Origin of the sequence: Williamsia deligens, from assembly GCF_024171765.1 — a bacterium.
Taxonomy (GTDB): Bacteria; Actinomycetota; Actinomycetes; order Mycobacteriales; family Mycobacteriaceae; genus Williamsia_A; species Williamsia_A deligens.
Map to the genome: position 1 here is coordinate 1,876,909 of NZ_JAMTCI010000001.1, position 15,133 is coordinate 1,892,041.

The 15,133-nt window shown below is 71.6% G+C and carries 15 protein-coding genes; 4 read left to right on the forward strand and 11 right to left on the reverse strand.

The window, feature by feature from the left end; all coding sequences use genetic code 11:
- Nucleotides 1-12: 12 nt before the first annotated feature.
- From LX14_RS09035 to LX14_RS09045, 3 genes are read right to left on the reverse strand one after another with little or no spacing between them, the layout of a single operon-like run.
- The gene (locus LX14_RS09035) at nt 13-4,290 is read right to left on the reverse strand and encodes an alpha-(1->3)-arabinofuranosyltransferase domain-containing protein (protein WP_253646883.1); all 4,278 of its coding nucleotides are present in this window, start codon (nt 4,288-4,290) and stop codon (nt 13-15) included.
- A gap of 41 nt (nt 4,291-4,331) precedes the next feature.
- Nucleotides 4,332-4,532, reverse strand: a complete 201-nt coding sequence (locus LX14_RS09040; RefSeq protein WP_253646884.1) for a DUF2613 domain-containing protein — start codon at nt 4,530-4,532, stop codon at nt 4,332-4,334.
- Nucleotides 4,529-5,068: a universal stress protein gene (locus LX14_RS09045; RefSeq protein WP_253646885.1), complete on the reverse strand. Its 540-nt coding sequence runs from the start codon at nt 5,066-5,068 to the stop codon at nt 4,529-4,531. Before LX14_RS09045 ends, LX14_RS09040 begins: the two co-directional genes overlap by 4 nt.
- Before the next feature lie 93 nt (nt 5,069-5,161).
- Between LX14_RS09045 and LX14_RS09050 the strand changes: the two genes are divergently transcribed.
- Nucleotides 5,162-6,364 (forward strand): glycoside hydrolase family 3 N-terminal domain-containing protein, encoded by a 1,203-nt coding sequence (locus LX14_RS09050; RefSeq protein ID WP_253646886.1) that lies wholly within the window; start codon nt 5,162-5,164, stop codon nt 6,362-6,364.
- 94 nt (nt 6,365-6,458) lie between these two features.
- On the opposite strand, the gene LX14_RS09055 is transcribed toward LX14_RS09050, so the two are convergent.
- Entirely contained in the window at nt 6,459-6,650 is a 192-nt protein-coding gene (locus LX14_RS09055) for a hypothetical protein (protein ID WP_253646887.1), read from the reverse strand.
- 106 nt (nt 6,651-6,756) lie between these two features.
- Between LX14_RS09055 and LX14_RS09060 the strand changes: the two genes are divergently transcribed.
- Nucleotides 6,757-7,377 (forward strand): TetR/AcrR family transcriptional regulator, encoded by a 621-nt coding sequence (locus LX14_RS09060; protein ID WP_253646888.1) that lies wholly within the window; start codon nt 6,757-6,759, stop codon nt 7,375-7,377.
- A gap of 104 nt (nt 7,378-7,481) precedes the next feature.
- On the forward strand, nt 7,482-8,099 hold the full coding sequence (locus LX14_RS09065; protein WP_253646889.1) for a TetR/AcrR family transcriptional regulator: 618 nt from the start codon (nt 7,482-7,484) through the stop codon (nt 8,097-8,099).
- Nucleotides 8,100-8,111: 12 nt separating this feature from the next.
- On the opposite strand, the gene LX14_RS09070 is transcribed toward LX14_RS09065, so the two are convergent.
- Nucleotides 8,112-8,927, reverse strand: a complete 816-nt coding sequence (locus LX14_RS09070) for an SDR family oxidoreductase (RefSeq protein WP_253646890.1) — start codon at nt 8,925-8,927, stop codon at nt 8,112-8,114.
- 5 nt (nt 8,928-8,932) lie between these two features.
- Entirely contained in the window at nt 8,933-11,032 is a 2,100-nt protein-coding gene (locus LX14_RS09075) for an MMPL family transporter (RefSeq protein WP_253646891.1), read from the reverse strand.
- Nucleotides 11,033-11,131: 99 nt separating this feature from the next.
- Between LX14_RS09075 and LX14_RS09080 the strand changes: the two genes are divergently transcribed.
- Nucleotides 11,132-11,572 (forward strand): MarR family winged helix-turn-helix transcriptional regulator, encoded by a 441-nt coding sequence (locus LX14_RS09080; RefSeq protein WP_372505371.1) that lies wholly within the window; start codon nt 11,132-11,134, stop codon nt 11,570-11,572.
- Between the two features lie 24 nt (nt 11,573-11,596).
- Here LX14_RS09080 and LX14_RS09085 read toward each other — a convergent pair whose 3' ends face one another.
- The 5 genes from LX14_RS09085 to LX14_RS09105 all read right to left on the reverse strand — a co-directional run bounded on the left by LX14_RS09085 (nt 11,597) and on the right by LX14_RS09105 (nt 15,132).
- The gene (locus LX14_RS09085) at nt 11,597-12,007 is read right to left on the reverse strand and encodes a VOC family protein (protein ID WP_253646892.1); all 411 of its coding nucleotides are present in this window, start codon (nt 12,005-12,007) and stop codon (nt 11,597-11,599) included.
- 22 nt (nt 12,008-12,029) lie between these two features.
- On the reverse strand, nt 12,030-12,473 hold the full coding sequence (locus LX14_RS09090; RefSeq protein WP_253646893.1) for a helix-turn-helix transcriptional regulator: 444 nt from the start codon (nt 12,471-12,473) through the stop codon (nt 12,030-12,032).
- A gap of 48 nt (nt 12,474-12,521) precedes the next feature.
- Nucleotides 12,522-13,427, reverse strand: a complete 906-nt coding sequence (locus tag LX14_RS09095) for a glycosyltransferase family 2 protein (protein WP_253646894.1) — start codon at nt 13,425-13,427, stop codon at nt 12,522-12,524.
- A 107-nt stretch (nt 13,428-13,534) separates the two neighbouring features.
- Nucleotides 13,535-14,077 carry a CsbD family protein gene (locus LX14_RS09100; RefSeq protein WP_253646895.1) on the reverse strand — a complete coding sequence of 181 codons (543 nt, stop codon included), beginning with the start codon at nt 14,075-14,077 and terminating at the stop codon, nt 13,535-13,537.
- A 176-nt stretch (nt 14,078-14,253) separates the two neighbouring features.
- Complete coding sequence (locus LX14_RS09105; RefSeq protein WP_253646896.1) at nt 14,254-15,132, reverse strand: MaoC/PaaZ C-terminal domain-containing protein; 879 nt, start codon at nt 15,130-15,132, stop codon at nt 14,254-14,256.
- Between the last annotated feature and the right edge of the window lies 1 nt (nt 15,133).

Consider the following 15,133-nt stretch of genomic DNA (forward strand, 5'->3'; position numbering starts at 1 on the left):
CGCGGCCGCGAGCTACGGCCTGGTCGAGGACCCGGCGCGGCGGGCCATGCGGGACCGGGAGCGTCGCGACGCCCAGCGCGTGACGAACCCCCGCGCCGGCGACGACACCGTCGCGAGACCGGCCACGGCCACCAGCGCGGGCAGCGTGACCCACCAGTCGAACCCCGTGTAGGGGTCACCCGACGCCCAGGGTCCCCACGACAGGCCGACGACCCCCAGGCCGAACATCGCGGCGACGGCGACGGGGACGACACGCGGCCTCCGGCGCCGGAGCGTGATCGTCGCGACGGCCGTCAGCACGCCCGCGGCCGCGCCGACCCAGCCACCGAGCACGACCATGACCGCAGCAGCGCCGACGATCGCGACCGTCGGGGCGTGCACGGGCGTGGGCGCGGCCCCCTCGTCGCGGCGACGGCGGTCGGGGAGGGCCGCTGCGAGGAACAACACCGCCACGGCGATCAACCCGAGCAGCATCGCGAGCCGGTACGGGCCGTCGAGGGGGTAGTCGAGCGTGACCGCCCCGGCGGCTCCGGCGGGGACGATCCACCCCTGCTGCCAACCGTTGACGGTGACCGCCCGCAACGCACGCCCGTCGAGGGTGGCGTGCCACCCGGGATTGGTGGATTCCGGCACGACGAACACGCGGTCGACCCCGGAGGCCGCGACGTCGGCCACCCGATGGTCGGCGGTCCACGTCGTCGGGGCGACGGGCCGCATCGTGTCGGGCCCGTCCGTGGTGGGGGTCGCCGTCTGCGCGGTCAGGCTCACCGAGTCGACCGAGAACGCCTCCGACGGCGCCACCGTCACGCTGCGACTGCCCGCCGCGAGTGGGACGGAGGTGTCACCGCCGCACGGCACGGCGGCGACAGCGTCACCGGAGACGAGTCGTCGTGCGGTCGTCGTCACCGACAGCGGGATGCGACGGCCGGCGACGGACATCGCGATGCCCGCCGAACACGGCACGGACACCACGCGGTCCGCCGGCGCGGTGGCCATCGGTGCACCGTCGAGGCGGATCTCGGCGATGCCGGGCGGCGCGGTCTCGGCGAAACCGAGACTGTTCACGTCGACGAGGTCGTCGTGGGCGACCACGGACACCGTCACCGACGCCGTCACCGCGGGATCGAGGTCGATGTGTCCGTCGCGGGGGAGCTTCCGGATCTGCCGCCCGGTGCCGAGGTCGACCCCCACCGTCGTGGGTCGGGCGGGGTAGCGGCCCTCCGGCACGGTGACGGTCAACCCGGTGACGCGGCGCGCGGTGGGCAGGGTGATGCGGACCGACGGTGTCGCGGCACCCGGGCGTGTCGACTCGTCGGGCGCGACCCAGGTGGTGCCGGGATCACCGTCGACGACGGCCGACGCCGACGCCCGCGGATCGGTGATCGACGCCGAGCCCGTCGCGCTGACGTACCGGGGGTCGCGCACGAGGTCGTCGAGGGCGGTACCCGGTGTGGAGCGCAGCCACACCCGCGGGACGACCGTCGTCGCCGTCGGCACCGAGATCACCCGGTCGAACAGGCCGGGTTCCTCCGGGGCGAGGCCGAGACCCTCCGAACACCGGGTGATGTCGGGCCCGACAGCGCAGTCGGTGCGGGACCCGTCCTGGCCGAGCGACCACCCCGAGACCGGTTGTCCGGCATCGAGTTCGGGCAGGACGGTGCGGTGGCTGATGGAGAGATCGCGGCCGACGTCGTTGTCGCGGACACGGAGTTCGGCGATCGCGAACTGGCTGCCGGCCCGACCGGTCGCGGTCGAGATGGCGCGCACCTGCAGGTACGTGGTGGGCCCGCTCGGCGCGACGACCGTGACCGGCTGTCCCGGCGTGATCCCCTGCGCGACGGTCGTCCCCGCCGCGGTCGAGACCAGCAGCCCGGTGACCGCCGGACCGAGGGACCGGCCGGGGGTCACGGTCACCGCGAGATCGCTGCGGGGCCGGGCGAAGTCGACCTGGAGCCACTGGCCCACCGCCGCGTCGAGATCGCGGCTGATCCAGGAGGTGTTCGGGTCACCGTCGAAGGCCGCGGCAGGGGAGTTCGACGGGGACGTCTGACCCAACTGCGTCGCGTCGGAGGCCGATCCCGACGCCGACACCGACACCTCGTCGGGTCGGCCGTCGAGCAGCCACTGACCGCGGACCAGCCCGGCACCATCGACGGGGTAGTCGGGGACGGCGTTCTGAGTCGAGCGCCGATCGTCGGGCGCGCGCACGGCCGAGCTGTGGTCGTCGACGCGACCGAAGTCGGTCTCGCGGTCGACGGGGGTGTCGGTGACGACGGCGGGACGCTCGGGCAGACCGGCCCGGCGGGCGTCGGTGTCGAGCAGGGTGGGTCCGAGCGGGGGTGCCCCCGCACGGGCGGCCTGGTCCTGCAGGCGCGCCACCGCCTCGGGTCCGCCGATCACCCGGGGCATGGCGTTCAGGTCGACCAGCGACGGCCCGGTCCCGTCGAAGCGCCCGGCGCCGCTCGGTGGTGTGACGGCGTAGATCTCGATGGCCCGCATGCGCGGTGCGAGGCCGTCGTCGCCGACGACCCCCCGGATGTCGCGCGGGCCGACCTCCGGTCCGAACTGCGCCACCTCGCGCAGTCCCGGGGATCCGGTGAGCGCCTGTCGGGCCACGATCGGGCGCGCCGAGCGCGACGTCGTCGGGGCCAGGTCGGACCGCAGCACGACGTAGTCGATCCCCTGTCCGGCGAGCGTCGCCGCGAGGCCGGGAGACGGCCTGCCCGAGGCGATCTGGCGTTGTACCGAGTCCATCGCCCGGATGGCGCCGGGTGGGACGAGGGGGATGGCGTCGCGGACGGCCCAGGGCGTGTCGGCGAGGGGTTGCAGCGGCTCGTCGCGGGTGAAACCCCATGTCTGATAGGCGAAGGGAGCTCCGGGCACCACCAGGGCGCGTGACGGGGTCGACGACGGCCCGGCGTGATCGCGCAGCCATGTCGCCGCGGCGGGCCAGTACCCGGGGATGGACGAGAACGCCCCCCGTGGTGCCAGTGCGCCGGTCCAGACGACCGACCCCGCGCCGACGAGGACGACGAGGAACGCGATGGTCGCCGACACCGCCCGCGACCGTTCGGGACGGGAGAACGCGCGCCCGGCCGATCGCAGATCGACGGTGCCCGGCAACGGCATCCGCGCCAGCAGGTGGGCGATGCCCAGCACCAGCGGCAGCCGGATCATCGGGTCGAACTTGTGGATGTTGCGCAGGGGGGCGCCGGGGCCGTCGAGGAAGCCGCGGACCTGCTCGGCGACAGGCGAACCGATCTGGCCCTCGAACCCGGCGCAGAGCACGATGATGCCGACGGCCGCGACGGCGACCAGGCGACCCCGCGCGGGCATCGAGCGCATCGCGAGACCGGCCAGCCCGGCAGCCGCCACCGCGCCGGTGACGAGCACGGCGACGGGTGACGAGACGAGGACCGCGCCGGCCACGCGGTCGGGGGAGACGAACGGGGTCCACGAGCTGGTCCCGCGGATCACCTCGACCAGGGAGGTCCAGCGCGTGGTTACCCGGGAGGACTCGATGAAGTCCAGGAACGGAGGGCTCACCCGCGACAGGATCATCAGCGGGACGACCCACCAGGTGCACGCCAGCACGGCGCCGAGCGCCCACCACGCGGTGAACCGCCGCCACCGCGACGCACCGGGACCGCGGATCGTCGTGTGACACAACCACCAGACGACCGCCGCGGCGCACGCCGCCGCGGTCGCGACCGCGTTGACCGCACCCATCAGGGCGACGGCACAGGCGGATCCGAGAGCCAACCGGCGGACCGAGTGCGGTGGGTCGTCGCGGTTCAGGGCGAGGACCACCGGCAGGAGCACCCACGGCGCCAGCATCATCGGCAGCGTCTCCGAGGAGATGGATCCCAGGGTGGTGAGGACGCGGGGACTGATGACGAAGGCGATCGCGGCGACGATGCGTGACCCGGGGGATCCGATCCGTAGCGCCTCGGCGAGGCGCACCACCCCGACCACGCCGACGGTGACCAGCACCGCCCACCACAGCCGCTGTGTCACCCAGGCGGGCAGCCCGACGAGGTCACCGGCGAGGAAGAACGCGCCGTGGGGGAAGAAGTAGCCGTACGCCTGGTTCTGGACCTGACCCATCGGGGCCTGCGTCGACCAGAGATGCAGGGCACGGGAGAGGAATCCGCTCGGATCGATCGCGAGGTCGAGCTTGGTGTCGGCGGCGATGCGGCCCGGCGCCTGCAGCAGACACAGGACGACCGAGATGATCGCGATGAGGCCGATCCCGCGGCGGGAGAGGCGTGATGCGGTGGCGCGCGCCACCGGCGTGTCGGTCGAGCGTTCCGCCACCGAGGTGGCAGAGGTCAGTTCCGCACTCCGGCGTTGTCGCGGGTGCCGTAGTCGACCGAGCCCTTCACGAATCCGTTGTCGGCGTTGAAGCTGTTGACCGAGGTCGACGGGGTGTCGTCGGAGGCGAGGAACCCGCCCAGGAAGACGACGGCGATGGCGACGATGACGCCCATGATCCCGGCGACGGCTCCGGCGATGAGGCGGTTGTCGGTCATGGGGTCAAGCTACCATCCGCGCCTGCGTCGACCGGCCGTCGTCGCTCGGCGCATCGGGCGGGTACCACCAGCACCGGTCGGCTGCAGTGACGCAGGACGGCCTCGGCGACACTGCTGTGCAGCAGTGCCCGGATCCCCGACGCGCCGCGGGTGCCCGTGACGAGGACGTCGACGTCGAGATCGTCGGCGGCCTCGACCAGTGCGCCCCACACGGTGCCGGTCACCTCGACCAGATGGGGGATCGCGTCCAGGCCGCCGCTGCGGGCGCGGGCGACCCCGGCCTCCGCGATGGAGTGGGCCTCCTCGCGGAGCAGGTCGTCGACCTGGGTGTCGACGCCGGGGGTGAACAGCGGCTGCATCCCGGCTGCGCTCGACAGCCGCGCCGACTGGTGGGTCCCGGTCTCCCACGCGGTGACGACCGCGGCGCGGCGACCGGCGAGGTAGCGGGCGGCGTGATCGATGGCGCGGTCGGCGTTCTCCGACCCGTCGTAGGCGATCATGATCAGGTCCGACGTGGGATCGACGCTGCTGGTCATGGCGGCAACTCCTCTCGACCCCCGCGCGCCAGGATAGTCCGGTTCGCCCCGCGTACAGGCGGTTGCGCGACGGCGCGTGGAAGACTCCCCGGCATGTTCTCGGGGACCCGTTCGCGTGCCGGCACCGTCCTGCTCGCCGTCGTGGCGATCGGCGCCACCGCCTGTTCGACGACGCAGCCCGCAGGGGTCGAGGCGACCCCTTCCGCGGTCGGGACCTCCTCCGCGGTCGTCCCGGTGTCCTCGGCGCCGTCGTCGTCGGCCGCCGTCCCCGGGTTCACGGGTCGATGCGCGTCGACGATCGCGGCGATGTCGTTGCGCGACAAGCTCGCCTCGTTGCTCGTCGTCGGCGTGACCGGCCCCGCGGACGCGCAGCGCGTCATCCGCGACCAGCATGTCGGGGGCATCTTCCTGCAGAGCACCACCGACGCGTCGATCTACGAGGGGGGCCGGCTGCGGTCGATCGCACGGTCGGGTCCCCGCCCGGTGCTGGTCACCATCGACCAGGAGGGCGGGCGGGTCTCGCGCCTGGCGTCCCTCGGCATCGACAACCCGTCGGCGCGCGAACTGGCACGCACGTCCACGCCGGCGCAGGTGCGGGCCGTCGCCCGCCGCACGGGGGAGGGCATGGCGAAGCTGGGCATCACCGTGGACTTCGCCCCGGACGCCGACGTCAGCGACGAGTCCGACGACGAGGTGATCGGTGACCGGTCGTTCTCCGACGACTCCGCGACGGTCGCGCGGTACGCGGGGGCGTTCGCCGACGGACTGCGCGACGCCGGGATCATGCCGGTGTTCAAGCACTTCCCGGGTCACGGGCACGGTTCCGGTGACTCCCACACGGGCACGGTGCGCACGCCACCGCTGTCGCAGCTGCGCACCGACGACCTCGTCCCCTACCGCACCCTGCTGCCGGGCCCGTCGGGACCGCCGGCGACCGGGGTCATGGTCGGCCACCTCATCGTCCCGGGGCTCACCGGCGACGAGCTGCCGGCAAGCATCTCGCCCGCGGCGATGCGGTTGCTGCGCACGGGAACCGGGTACGGCGGCAGGCCGTTCGACGGGCCGGTGTTCACCGACGACCTGAGCGGGATGGCCGCGATCTCCGCGCGCTACGGCATCACCGAGGCGGTGGTGCGGGCGATCGAGGCGGGCGCGGACCTGGCGCTGTGGTTGTCGACATCGGCGGTGCCGGAGGTCATCACGGCCCTGACCACCGCCGTCCGGACCGGACGGTTGAGCAGCGATCGGATCGACGAGTCGGTGCAGCGAGTGCTGCGTGCGAGCGGCGGGTGCTGATGCCCGCGCAGGCGTGGCCCGCGCGGGCACTACGCGATGTGCAGCAATCTCCGTGCTGCCCGACGAACGGCATACCCCACGTAAAAACCGTTCGTCAGTCGCGTAGTGCCCGCGTCTGTGCGGGCGCCAGATCGAAAGGCAGAGGCCAGTCGATCTGGTCTCCCGCGACGTCGGGATCCCCCCCCGGGTCCCGAAGTCGCGAGATGACGAGGAGCGTGATCGCACTGATGGACGTCAACACCGCGATCGTCACGATGATCAACACCCACAGCACGGCCTCACCCATCGGACTCCCCCATCCGATCGAGGGCGCAGCGCCCCCCGAGACAGGTGACCCCCCGCGCTGCTACTCTCGTCCTCATGCCGCGTTACGTTACAGTCTGTAATGTTTGATGGTCAACACCGGCAGGCCACGAGATTCGTCGATCGACGACGCAATCCTCGACGAGGCGGCACGGATGGTCGTCGAGAACGGCTATGGGGCCACCACCATCGACGCGGTCGCACGAGCGGCGGGCACCACCCGACCTGCGGTGTACCGGCGATATGCATCTCTGGCACAGATCGTCTCCGCGGCGATGAGTTCGCGGCTCGTGTTCGACCCGCTGCTCGATTCCGGCCATCTGCCGACGGATCTCACCCGCATCCAGCAGGCGCAGGTCGCCTTCTTCACCGACCCGCTGGTGGTCAAGGCGATGCCGGGCCTCATCGAGGAGAGTTCTCGTAACGAGACCCTGCGCAACCGACTCCTCGACGACGTCATGGCGCCGCGGCGGGCGGCGGTGCGTGTCGCGCTCGAGCAGGCGATCACCCGCGGTGACATCGAGGTGGGCCACGACGTCGAGCAGATCGCCGATCTCCTGACCGGTCCTCTTCTTCTCCGCACCCTGCTGCCGGCGCTCGGGGACGTGAGCGACGCTCTGGTGGCGTCGACGGTCGCGGCCGCGCTGAACGCCGTGCACTTCGGCGACGCCGGTCTCGCGCGCGACGCCGGGGTCACCTCGAACGACTGACGGCCCGGGCGGCAACGTCGGACGCCGCCGTAACTTACTGCCTGGTAAGTTGTAGGCCACGACCCGGTGTGCAGGGTCGATGATCTGCGGAGGGCGGTGGGACGATGCCGGGTGGGACCAAACGGCTACCCCGGGCCGTGCGCGAGCAACAGATGATCGACGCGGCGGTGAAGGTGTTCGCGGAGAAGGGTTTCCGCGAGACGTCGATGGACGCGATCGCGGCCGCGGCCGACATCAGCAAGCCGATGCTCTACCTTTATCACGGGTCGAAGGACGAACTCTTCGCCGCATGTCTCAACCGCGAGGGTGCCCGGTTCATCGAGGCGATGACGACCGGCTTCGACCCTCGGCTGCGTCAGCGTGATCAGGCGCGCACCGTCATCTACGAGTTCCTGCGGTTCGTCGACGCCAACCGTGACTCGTGGCGCGTGCTGTACCGCGTCGCCACCGGTCAGGCTGCGTTCGCCGGGCTGGTCGACGCCAGTCGTGCGCGACTCATCGAGATGATCGCCGACCTGCTGCGGCGGGGAACGACCGTCGAACGCGCCACCGACCGCGAGTTCGAGCTGATGGCCGTCGCCCTCGTCGGCGCCGGCGAGGCTGTCGCCGACCGCATCTCCGAGGGCGACATCGACCTCGACACCGCGGCCGACCTCATGGTGCAGATGGGGTGGCACGGTCTGGCCGGCGGCAAGCGGATCGACGAGCACGTCTTCGACTGATGTCGCGGCGGGTCAGAGGTCGGGCAGGCCCATGTCCATGTTCGGCTTGATCAGTCCGCCGTCGATCTCCAGGATCTTGCCGGTCGAGTAGGCGCCGGCGTCGGACGCGAGATACAGCGCGGCCGCGGCGATCTCGTCGGGGTCACCGATGCGGCCGAGCGGGGTGGCACCCTCGAGCGCGGTCCGCATGGCGTCGTCGCCGGTGACGATCTCCAAGGCTGACGTCGCGATGGACCCCGGCGCGATCGCGTTGACCCGGATCCGTGGGGACAGGTCCTCCGCGGCGAGCCGCGTGTAGTGCGCGAGAGCGGCCTTCGCCGTGCCGTAGGCGACGAACCCCCGGCCGGGGAGGCGACCCATCGTGGACGTGATGTTGATGATCGAGCCGCCGGTGTCGTTGCGCAGCATCAGCGGGACCGCCGCGCAGGTGAGGGCATGGGCGGTGGCCACGTTGAACCGGAACGCCTTCTCCAGCGAGGACACCGACGTGTCGAGCAGGGCGTTCGGGAAGGTGCCGCCGACGTTGTTCACCACGACGTCGAGCCGACCGAACTCGGCCTCGGCGGTGGCGGCGAGTCCCGCGGTCACATCCGGGTCGCTGAGGTCGGCGGCGACCGTGACGGCTCGTCGCCCCGTGGCGCGGATCTGCTCGGCGACCTCGTCGAGCTGCTCGGCCGTGCGGGAGGAGATGACGACGTCGGCACCGGCGTCGGCGAACGCCACCGCGATCGCCGCACCGAGACCACGGCCGGCGCCGGTCACCACCGCCACCTTCCCGTCGAGCCGGAAGCGGTCAAGGATGGTAGAACGTGTTCTCGTTTCGCTCATGGGCGTCAGCGTAGCGAGGCGCGCTCCCGCGGGGGAGCGGGCCACCAGATCCGTTCACCGACGAGCGTGAACACCGCCGGGACCATGACGGTCCGGACGAGGAACGTGTCGAGGAGGATGCCCAGCCCGACGATGATGCCGAGCTGCGTGAGCGTGATGAGCGGCAGCACGCCGAGGACGGCGAACACCGCCGCGAGCACGATCCCGGCGCTGGTGATGACCCCGCCGGTCGCCGAGACGGCCCTCGTCATCGCCTCCGGCACCCGATGCTGTGCGCTCTCCTCCCGGGCTCGGGTGACCAGGAAGATCGTGTAGTCGACGCCGAGCGCGACGAGGAAGAGGACCGAGAACAGCACAGTGTTGTTGTCGAGCGCGGGGAACCCGAAGACGTGCACGCCGACGAAGGTCCCCAGGCCGATCGCCGCCACGGTGGACAGGACGGTCGCGAGGACCAGCAGGATCGGCGCCAGGGCCGATCGGAGCAGCGCGAACAGCACCAGCAGCACCACCGCCAGGATCAGCGGGATGACGAGCAACCGGTCGTCGGCGGCGGCGTCCCGCGTGTCGAGGGCCCGGGCGTCACTCCCGCCCACCAGTGCCTCGGCCCGGGGTGTGTCGGCGAGGCGGTCGCGCATGGCGGAGATCGAGTCGAAGGCACCGCTCGACGCCGGTGCCGAGGTGAGGACGACGCTGAAGCGGCTCAGCCCGTCGGGTGAGGTGCCCGTCTGTGTCACCGCCTGCACGCCGGGTGTGCCGCGCAGCGCCGACTCGACCTGACCTGCGGCGGCCGAGCGCGCCACCACGGTCGTCGGGTCCGACTGACCGGCGGGGAAGTGTTCGTCGACGACGTCGAACCCGGTCACCGAGTCCGCGGTCACGCGGAACTGCTGGGTCTGGCTCAGGCCGATCGAGGTGCCGAGAAAGCCGAGGGCGCAGACGACGAGGACGACGACCGCCGTCGACAGCGAGCGCGTCGGGTGGGCGACGACCGCGGACGCGACACGATGCCACGCCCCGGTGGCGTGGAGGTCGGCGTCGTCGGCGGTCAACGACTCGTCGACGCGGGGGACGAACGGCCAGAACAACTTCCGTCCGAACAGGCTCAGAGCCGGGGGGAGGACCAGCAGTGCGAACACCATCGCCAGCAGCAGGCCCGACGCGGCCGCGGCACCCAGGCTCCGGGTGCTCGGCAGCGCCGCGAACAGCAGGGTGAGCAGAGCGAGCACCACGGTGACGTTGCTCGCGAGCACCGCGGGTCCGGCGCGACGGACCGCATGACGCAGCGCCTCGCGGTGGTCGGTGCGACGACGCAGTTCCTCGCGGTAGCGGGAGATGACCAGCAGCGCGTAGTTCGTGCCGGTGCCGAAGACCAGCACGCTGGTGATGCCCGACGTCGACCCGTCGAACGCGAGGCCGGTCGCCTCGGCCACTGCGCCGCCCACCGTCGACGCCACGCGGTCGGCGACCGCCACGACGATCAGCGGCACCAGCCACAGCACGGGCGAGCGATAGGTCGCGATCAACAGCAGCGCCACGACCAGCGCGGTCACGGCCAGCAGGGTCACGTTCGCGCCGGAGAACGAGTTCGCGATGTCGGCGGCGAACGCCGGCCCGCCGGTGACGTGGGCTGTGAGATCGGCGGGCAGTCCGGAGTCCGCGGCGGTGCGCAGTGCGTCGACGGTGTCGCGCAGGGTGAACCCGCTGATCTCCGACGACACCGGGACGGTCGCGATCGCCGCCTTGCCGTCGGGCGAGACGACGAGGGGCGGGCCCGACGCGTCGGCCTGCGTCGCGCGGTCGGTGGCCAGCATCCGCTCGCGGGCCTGCGTCACGGCCGCGCGATCGGACTCGGTGAGGGACGTGCCGTCGGTGCGGTCCACGACCAGGATCGCTGCGGCCACCTTCGCGTCGGGGAAGCGTGCCAGGTAGTCGTCGATGCGCGCCGACTGCGCGGAGTCCGGCAGGGAGTTCGGGGAGTCGTCGGATGACGAGCCGCTCCCCAGACCGGTCATGACGCCGATGCCGACCAGGAGGACGACGAGCCCGACGATCCATGAACGTCGTCCGGTGACGAGCGCGGCGAAACGGTCCCATGCGGCAGCCATGACACCGACAATCTCAGAAATTGAACCTTTCAGCAACTGAGATATCTGCTCCGGCGACGTAAGCTGATCGTCGTGGACAGGGCGGAGCTGGAGTCGGCGATGGCGTCGGACATGCGCGCCCTCTCGGCGGCGTCGGAGCAGATCGGTCGGGCGTTCGCGGCACGGCACGACCTGTCGGCCAACGACTTCCAGGCGTTGCTGCGCATCATGGTCGCCGACGTCGACGGCGAGCCGCTCACCGTCGGTCGGCTCGGCGCGTCGCTCGGGATGTCGTCCGCGGCCATGACCTACCTCGTGGAGCGCATGATCGCGTCGGGCCACATCCGTCGCGAGCCCGATCCCGACGACCGTCGGAGGGTGATCCTGCGCTACGACGAGCACGGCATGGAGGTTGCCCGCGGGTTCTTCGGTCCGCTGGTGTCGCTCACGCGGTCGGCGCTCACCGACATCGCCGACGACGACCTCGCGACGGCGCATCGTGTCTTCTCCGTGCTCATCGACGCGATCCGTGCCTACGGGACCGAGCTCGCCGCGAAGTAGGACACCGGCCGGGCTCCCGGGCGGTCAGACGGTGGATGCCGCCGAGATGCGCACGGTGGTCCCGGACGGGTCGCGGAACGCGCAGTCGCGCGGGCCCCAGGGTTGATCCATCGGTTCCTGCAGGACCTCCGCGCCCGAGGCGACGACGCGATCGAAGAGGCCGTCGAGATCGTTAGTGCTGAGGCCGATCATGGGCAGCGACCCCTTGGCCAGCAGGTCCTCCAGCGCGGCGGCGTCGTCGGCTCCGCGACCGGACTGCGGTGTGGACAACACGATCGCGACACCGGGCTGGGCGTCCGACGCGATGGTGACCCACCGACCGCCTCCTCCGGAGACGTCGTTGTGGACCGTCAGGCCGAGGGCGTCCCGGTAGAACGACAGCGCGGCGTCGACGTCGTGGACGGTGAGGTGTGTGAAGGCGAGAGTGACTGTCATGCAGGAGAAGCTACGGAACTCCTCACCCGCGCACTTCTCCGAAGCTGCTCGACGCGGAGACCGCGGGGCGGCGCGTCGGTGACGGGCGGCTCGCGAGTCGCACGATGCACCCGGGCATCGCGGCCAGCGCGGAGTGGTCGCGGGCGCGGTAGGCGCTCGGCGTCTCCCCGGTGAGGGCGTGGAATCGGGTGCTGAAGGAACCGAGCGACGTGCAGCCCACCGCCATGCAGGTGTCCGTCACGCTCCACCCGGCTCGCAGCAGCGCCATCGCACGCTCGATGCGTCGCGTCATGAGATAGCTGTAGGGCGTCTCGCCGTAGGCGGCCGCGAAACGACGGGAGAAGTGCGCCGGCGACATGTACGCGTGGGCCGCCACCGTCGCCACGTCGAGGGGCTGTGCGTAGTCCCTGTCCATCGCGTCACGCGCTCGACGCAGGAGCGTCAGGGTGCGCACATCGTCGGTCATGACCACAGATCATGCCCGTCCGGGAGCGCAGCGGCGACCCCATCGAGGTCAGCGCGAGCCGTACCACCCGTCGAGGCGCTTGCCGAGTCCGCCGGCGGTGACCCGCAGCGAGATGCGTTCGGGCAGGGGGAAGCTCGCCGCCGCCTCCGCAGTGCGCCGGATGACCTCACGCGCATCGTCGACCTGGGCCGGTGTCGCCCCCGGGCCGCAGAGGGCCGGATAGGCGTCGAGTTCGGATCCGAGCACCTGCGCGCAGAGCGCACGGTGGACGGCGCCGGTCGCCGAGTCGACCCGGAGCGCCGCCTTCCAGTCCTCCTGGGCGGACATCTGACCCGGCGATCGTCGGTACAGGACGCCGGGCACCGACTGTCGTCGCATCCGTACCCCGCGCAGTGCGAGGCGCAGGAACAGATCCCAGTCCTCCGCGGGAACCGCGCGATACCCGCCGACCTCGATCAGTGCTTCACGCCGTGCCGCCAGCGTGGACTGGATGAACGGACAGTTCAGCAGGAGCTCGTGGGCAGTCGAACCGGGATCGGCGGAGAGCAGGGGGATGGGCTCGACGGCGAACCGGGACGGTCCGTAGAACCAGGCCCCGGTGAACACGACGTCGGTGTCGCCGCGATGGAGCGCACGGAGCTGGCGGGAGAGACGCCACGGGAGGGAGACGTCGTCGGCGTCGATGCGTGCGACCCACCGGGTGTCGACCTGCTCGAGCAGGGTGTTCGCGGCCATGGCCACGCCCAGCGGCGCATCGGAGTTGGTGATGACCCGCACCCGGGGGTCGCGGCGTGCCTCGGCGCGCAGGACATCAGCGGTGCCGTCGGTGCTCGCGTCGTCGAGGACGACGATGCGTCCGTCGTCGGGAAGTGAACGGGCCGTGGACCGGATCGCGGTGGCGACGGTCCCCTCGGCGTTGTGCGCGGGGATCGTCACCGTCAATGTGTCGTCCATCGTTACCCGACCTTAGGACCAAGGACGGCCGACCGCAGGACGACTGTGCCCGGTCACCGCGCGAGCGCGCGACGACCGGGCACAGGTGGTGTCGGAATCAGCTGGTGTCAGCGACGACGCGCGACCACGATCGCGATGACCGCGACGATCGCCGCGACGACGGCACCGATCACGGCGGGGTTCTGCGCCGCCTTCTGCACGTCGCGCGAGTCGATGTCCTCGACGGTGCTGCGGATCTGGGAGACCGTCTGCTTCGCCTCCTCCTTGGCGCCCTCGGCGACGTCCTTCGCCTGCTCCTTGGCGTCGGCGACGGCGCCCTTGGTCGTGTCCGCGACCTCCTTGGCCTGGTCGGCGAGGGATCCCGCGGCCTCCTTGGCCTGGTCGACGACCTCGTCGGCGGCGTCGGCAGCCTTGCCGGCCGCCTGCTTCGCCTCGGACTTCGCCTTGTCGGCGGACCCCTCCGCCTTGAGCTCGGAGTCACCGGTCGCCTCGCCGGCGGCCTTCTTGGCCGACCCGGCGGCGCTGTCGGCCTTGTCCTTCGCGGTGTCCGCGACGTCCTGCGCCGTGTCCTTGGCGGTGTCGGCGGCGTCCGAGACGGCATCCTTCGCCTTGTCCACCAGGTTCTCGGCCTTGTCGGCAGCGTCTGCCATGGCGTTCTCCTCTCGCCTCGAGACGAGTCGATCTCGCCTCCGGTGTCGTCCTGTGTAGTCGATACGGACGGGCGGGTTGCACGGGTTCCGGGGGGTGACGCACATCACTGTCCCGACAACGACATCGGCCGCCCCGCTCGCGAGGAGCGGGACGGCCGATGTGGTCGTGCGTCGGATCAGGCGCCGCGCAGCGTCCCCGTCAGATGCGGGTAACCCTTGGTGCGGTTGAGGACCGAGACGTCCCACCCCCCGTCGACCGTGTCGACGTAGGCGTTGACCTTGGCGGGCAGCAGGATCGGCTTGCCGAACTTCGCCACGTAGGTGACGTCGTCGGGCAGATGCGGCTCGACGTTCGCGAGCGCCGCGGCCGCGGTCCACATCCCGTGCGCGATGGCGCGGGGGAACCCGAACGCCTTCGCGGTCAGGTTGGCCATGTGGATCGGGTTCCGATCGCCGCTGGCGGCCGCGTAGGCGCGGATCCGGCCGAGATCGACCGCGAGGGTCGCGTCGGGCGCGGGCGGACGGTGGTCGCGCGGCGGGGCCGACTTCGGCCCGCCCGACAGGCTGGTCCGCTGCTGCTTGAGCAGCGTCGCCGTCTGCTCCGTCACCAGCTCGCCGCCCACCCGGATCTCGCTGACGATGTCCACGAGGATCCCCTTGCGGTGCTCGCGGAGGTTCTCCGGTCGCGTCGCGATCGACAGCGGCTCACCGAGCTCGATCGGCCGGACCCGGTGGATCCGGTTCTCGAGGTGGACCGAGCCGACGGCGCCGAACGGGAACGCGCGGGCGACCATCGTCTGCATCATCAGCGGGAACTGCGCGACGAACGGGAACGTCACCGGCAGGTACCGCCCGAACTGCATCCCGGTGGCGAGGCAGTACTCGCGCACCTTCTCGGGATCGGGGCGCAGGTTCGACACCGTGTAGGTGGTGTCGGGCAGTCGCGCATCCGCGGACACCGACCCCGCCTTGCCGATCCCGGGGAGCATCCCGATGACGGCACTGCGGTAGACGTCGGTCGTCGCGGGCAGCGACTTCAGTGCGACGGTGGCCACG

Bases quoted from the DNA above. Each gene is read 5' to 3' on its own strand.
- LX14_RS09100 (WP_253646895.1), bottom strand. From the start codon at position 14,077: ATGGCAGACGCTGCCGACAAGGCCGAGAACCTGGTGGACAAGGCGAAG.
- LX14_RS09055 (WP_253646887.1), bottom strand. From the start codon at position 6,650: ATGGGTGAGGCCGTGCTGTGGGTGTTGATCATCGTGACGATCGCGGTG.
- LX14_RS09065 (WP_253646889.1), top strand. From the start codon at position 7,482: ATGCCGGGTGGGACCAAACGGCTACCCCGGGCCGTGCGCGAGCAACAG.
- LX14_RS09070 (WP_253646890.1), bottom strand. From the start codon at position 8,927: ATGAGCGAAACGAGAACACGTTCTACCATCCTTGACCGCTTCCGGCTC.
- LX14_RS09060 (WP_253646888.1), top strand. From the start codon at position 6,757: ATGGTCAACACCGGCAGGCCACGAGATTCGTCGATCGACGACGCAATC.
- LX14_RS09090 (WP_253646893.1), bottom strand. From the start codon at position 12,473: ATGACCGACGATGTGCGCACCCTGACGCTCCTGCGTCGAGCGCGTGAC.
- LX14_RS09040 (WP_253646884.1), bottom strand. From the start codon at position 4,532: ATGACCGACAACCGCCTCATCGCCGGAGCCGTCGCCGGGATCATGGGC.
- LX14_RS09085 (WP_253646892.1), bottom strand. From the start codon at position 12,007: ATGACAGTCACTCTCGCCTTCACACACCTCACCGTCCACGACGTCGAC.
- LX14_RS09095 (WP_253646894.1), bottom strand. From the start codon at position 13,427: ATGGACGACACATTGACGGTGACGATCCCCGCGCACAACGCCGAGGGG.
- LX14_RS09050 (WP_253646886.1), top strand. From the start codon at position 5,162: ATGTTCTCGGGGACCCGTTCGCGTGCCGGCACCGTCCTGCTCGCCGTC.
- LX14_RS09045 (WP_253646885.1), bottom strand. From the start codon at position 5,068: ATGACCAGCAGCGTCGATCCCACGTCGGACCTGATCATGATCGCCTAC.
- LX14_RS09080 (WP_372505371.1), top strand. From the start codon at position 11,132: ATGGCGTCGGACATGCGCGCCCTCTCGGCGGCGTCGGAGCAGATCGGT.
- LX14_RS09075 (WP_253646891.1), bottom strand. From the start codon at position 11,032: ATGGCTGCCGCATGGGACCGTTTCGCCGCGCTCGTCACCGGACGACGT.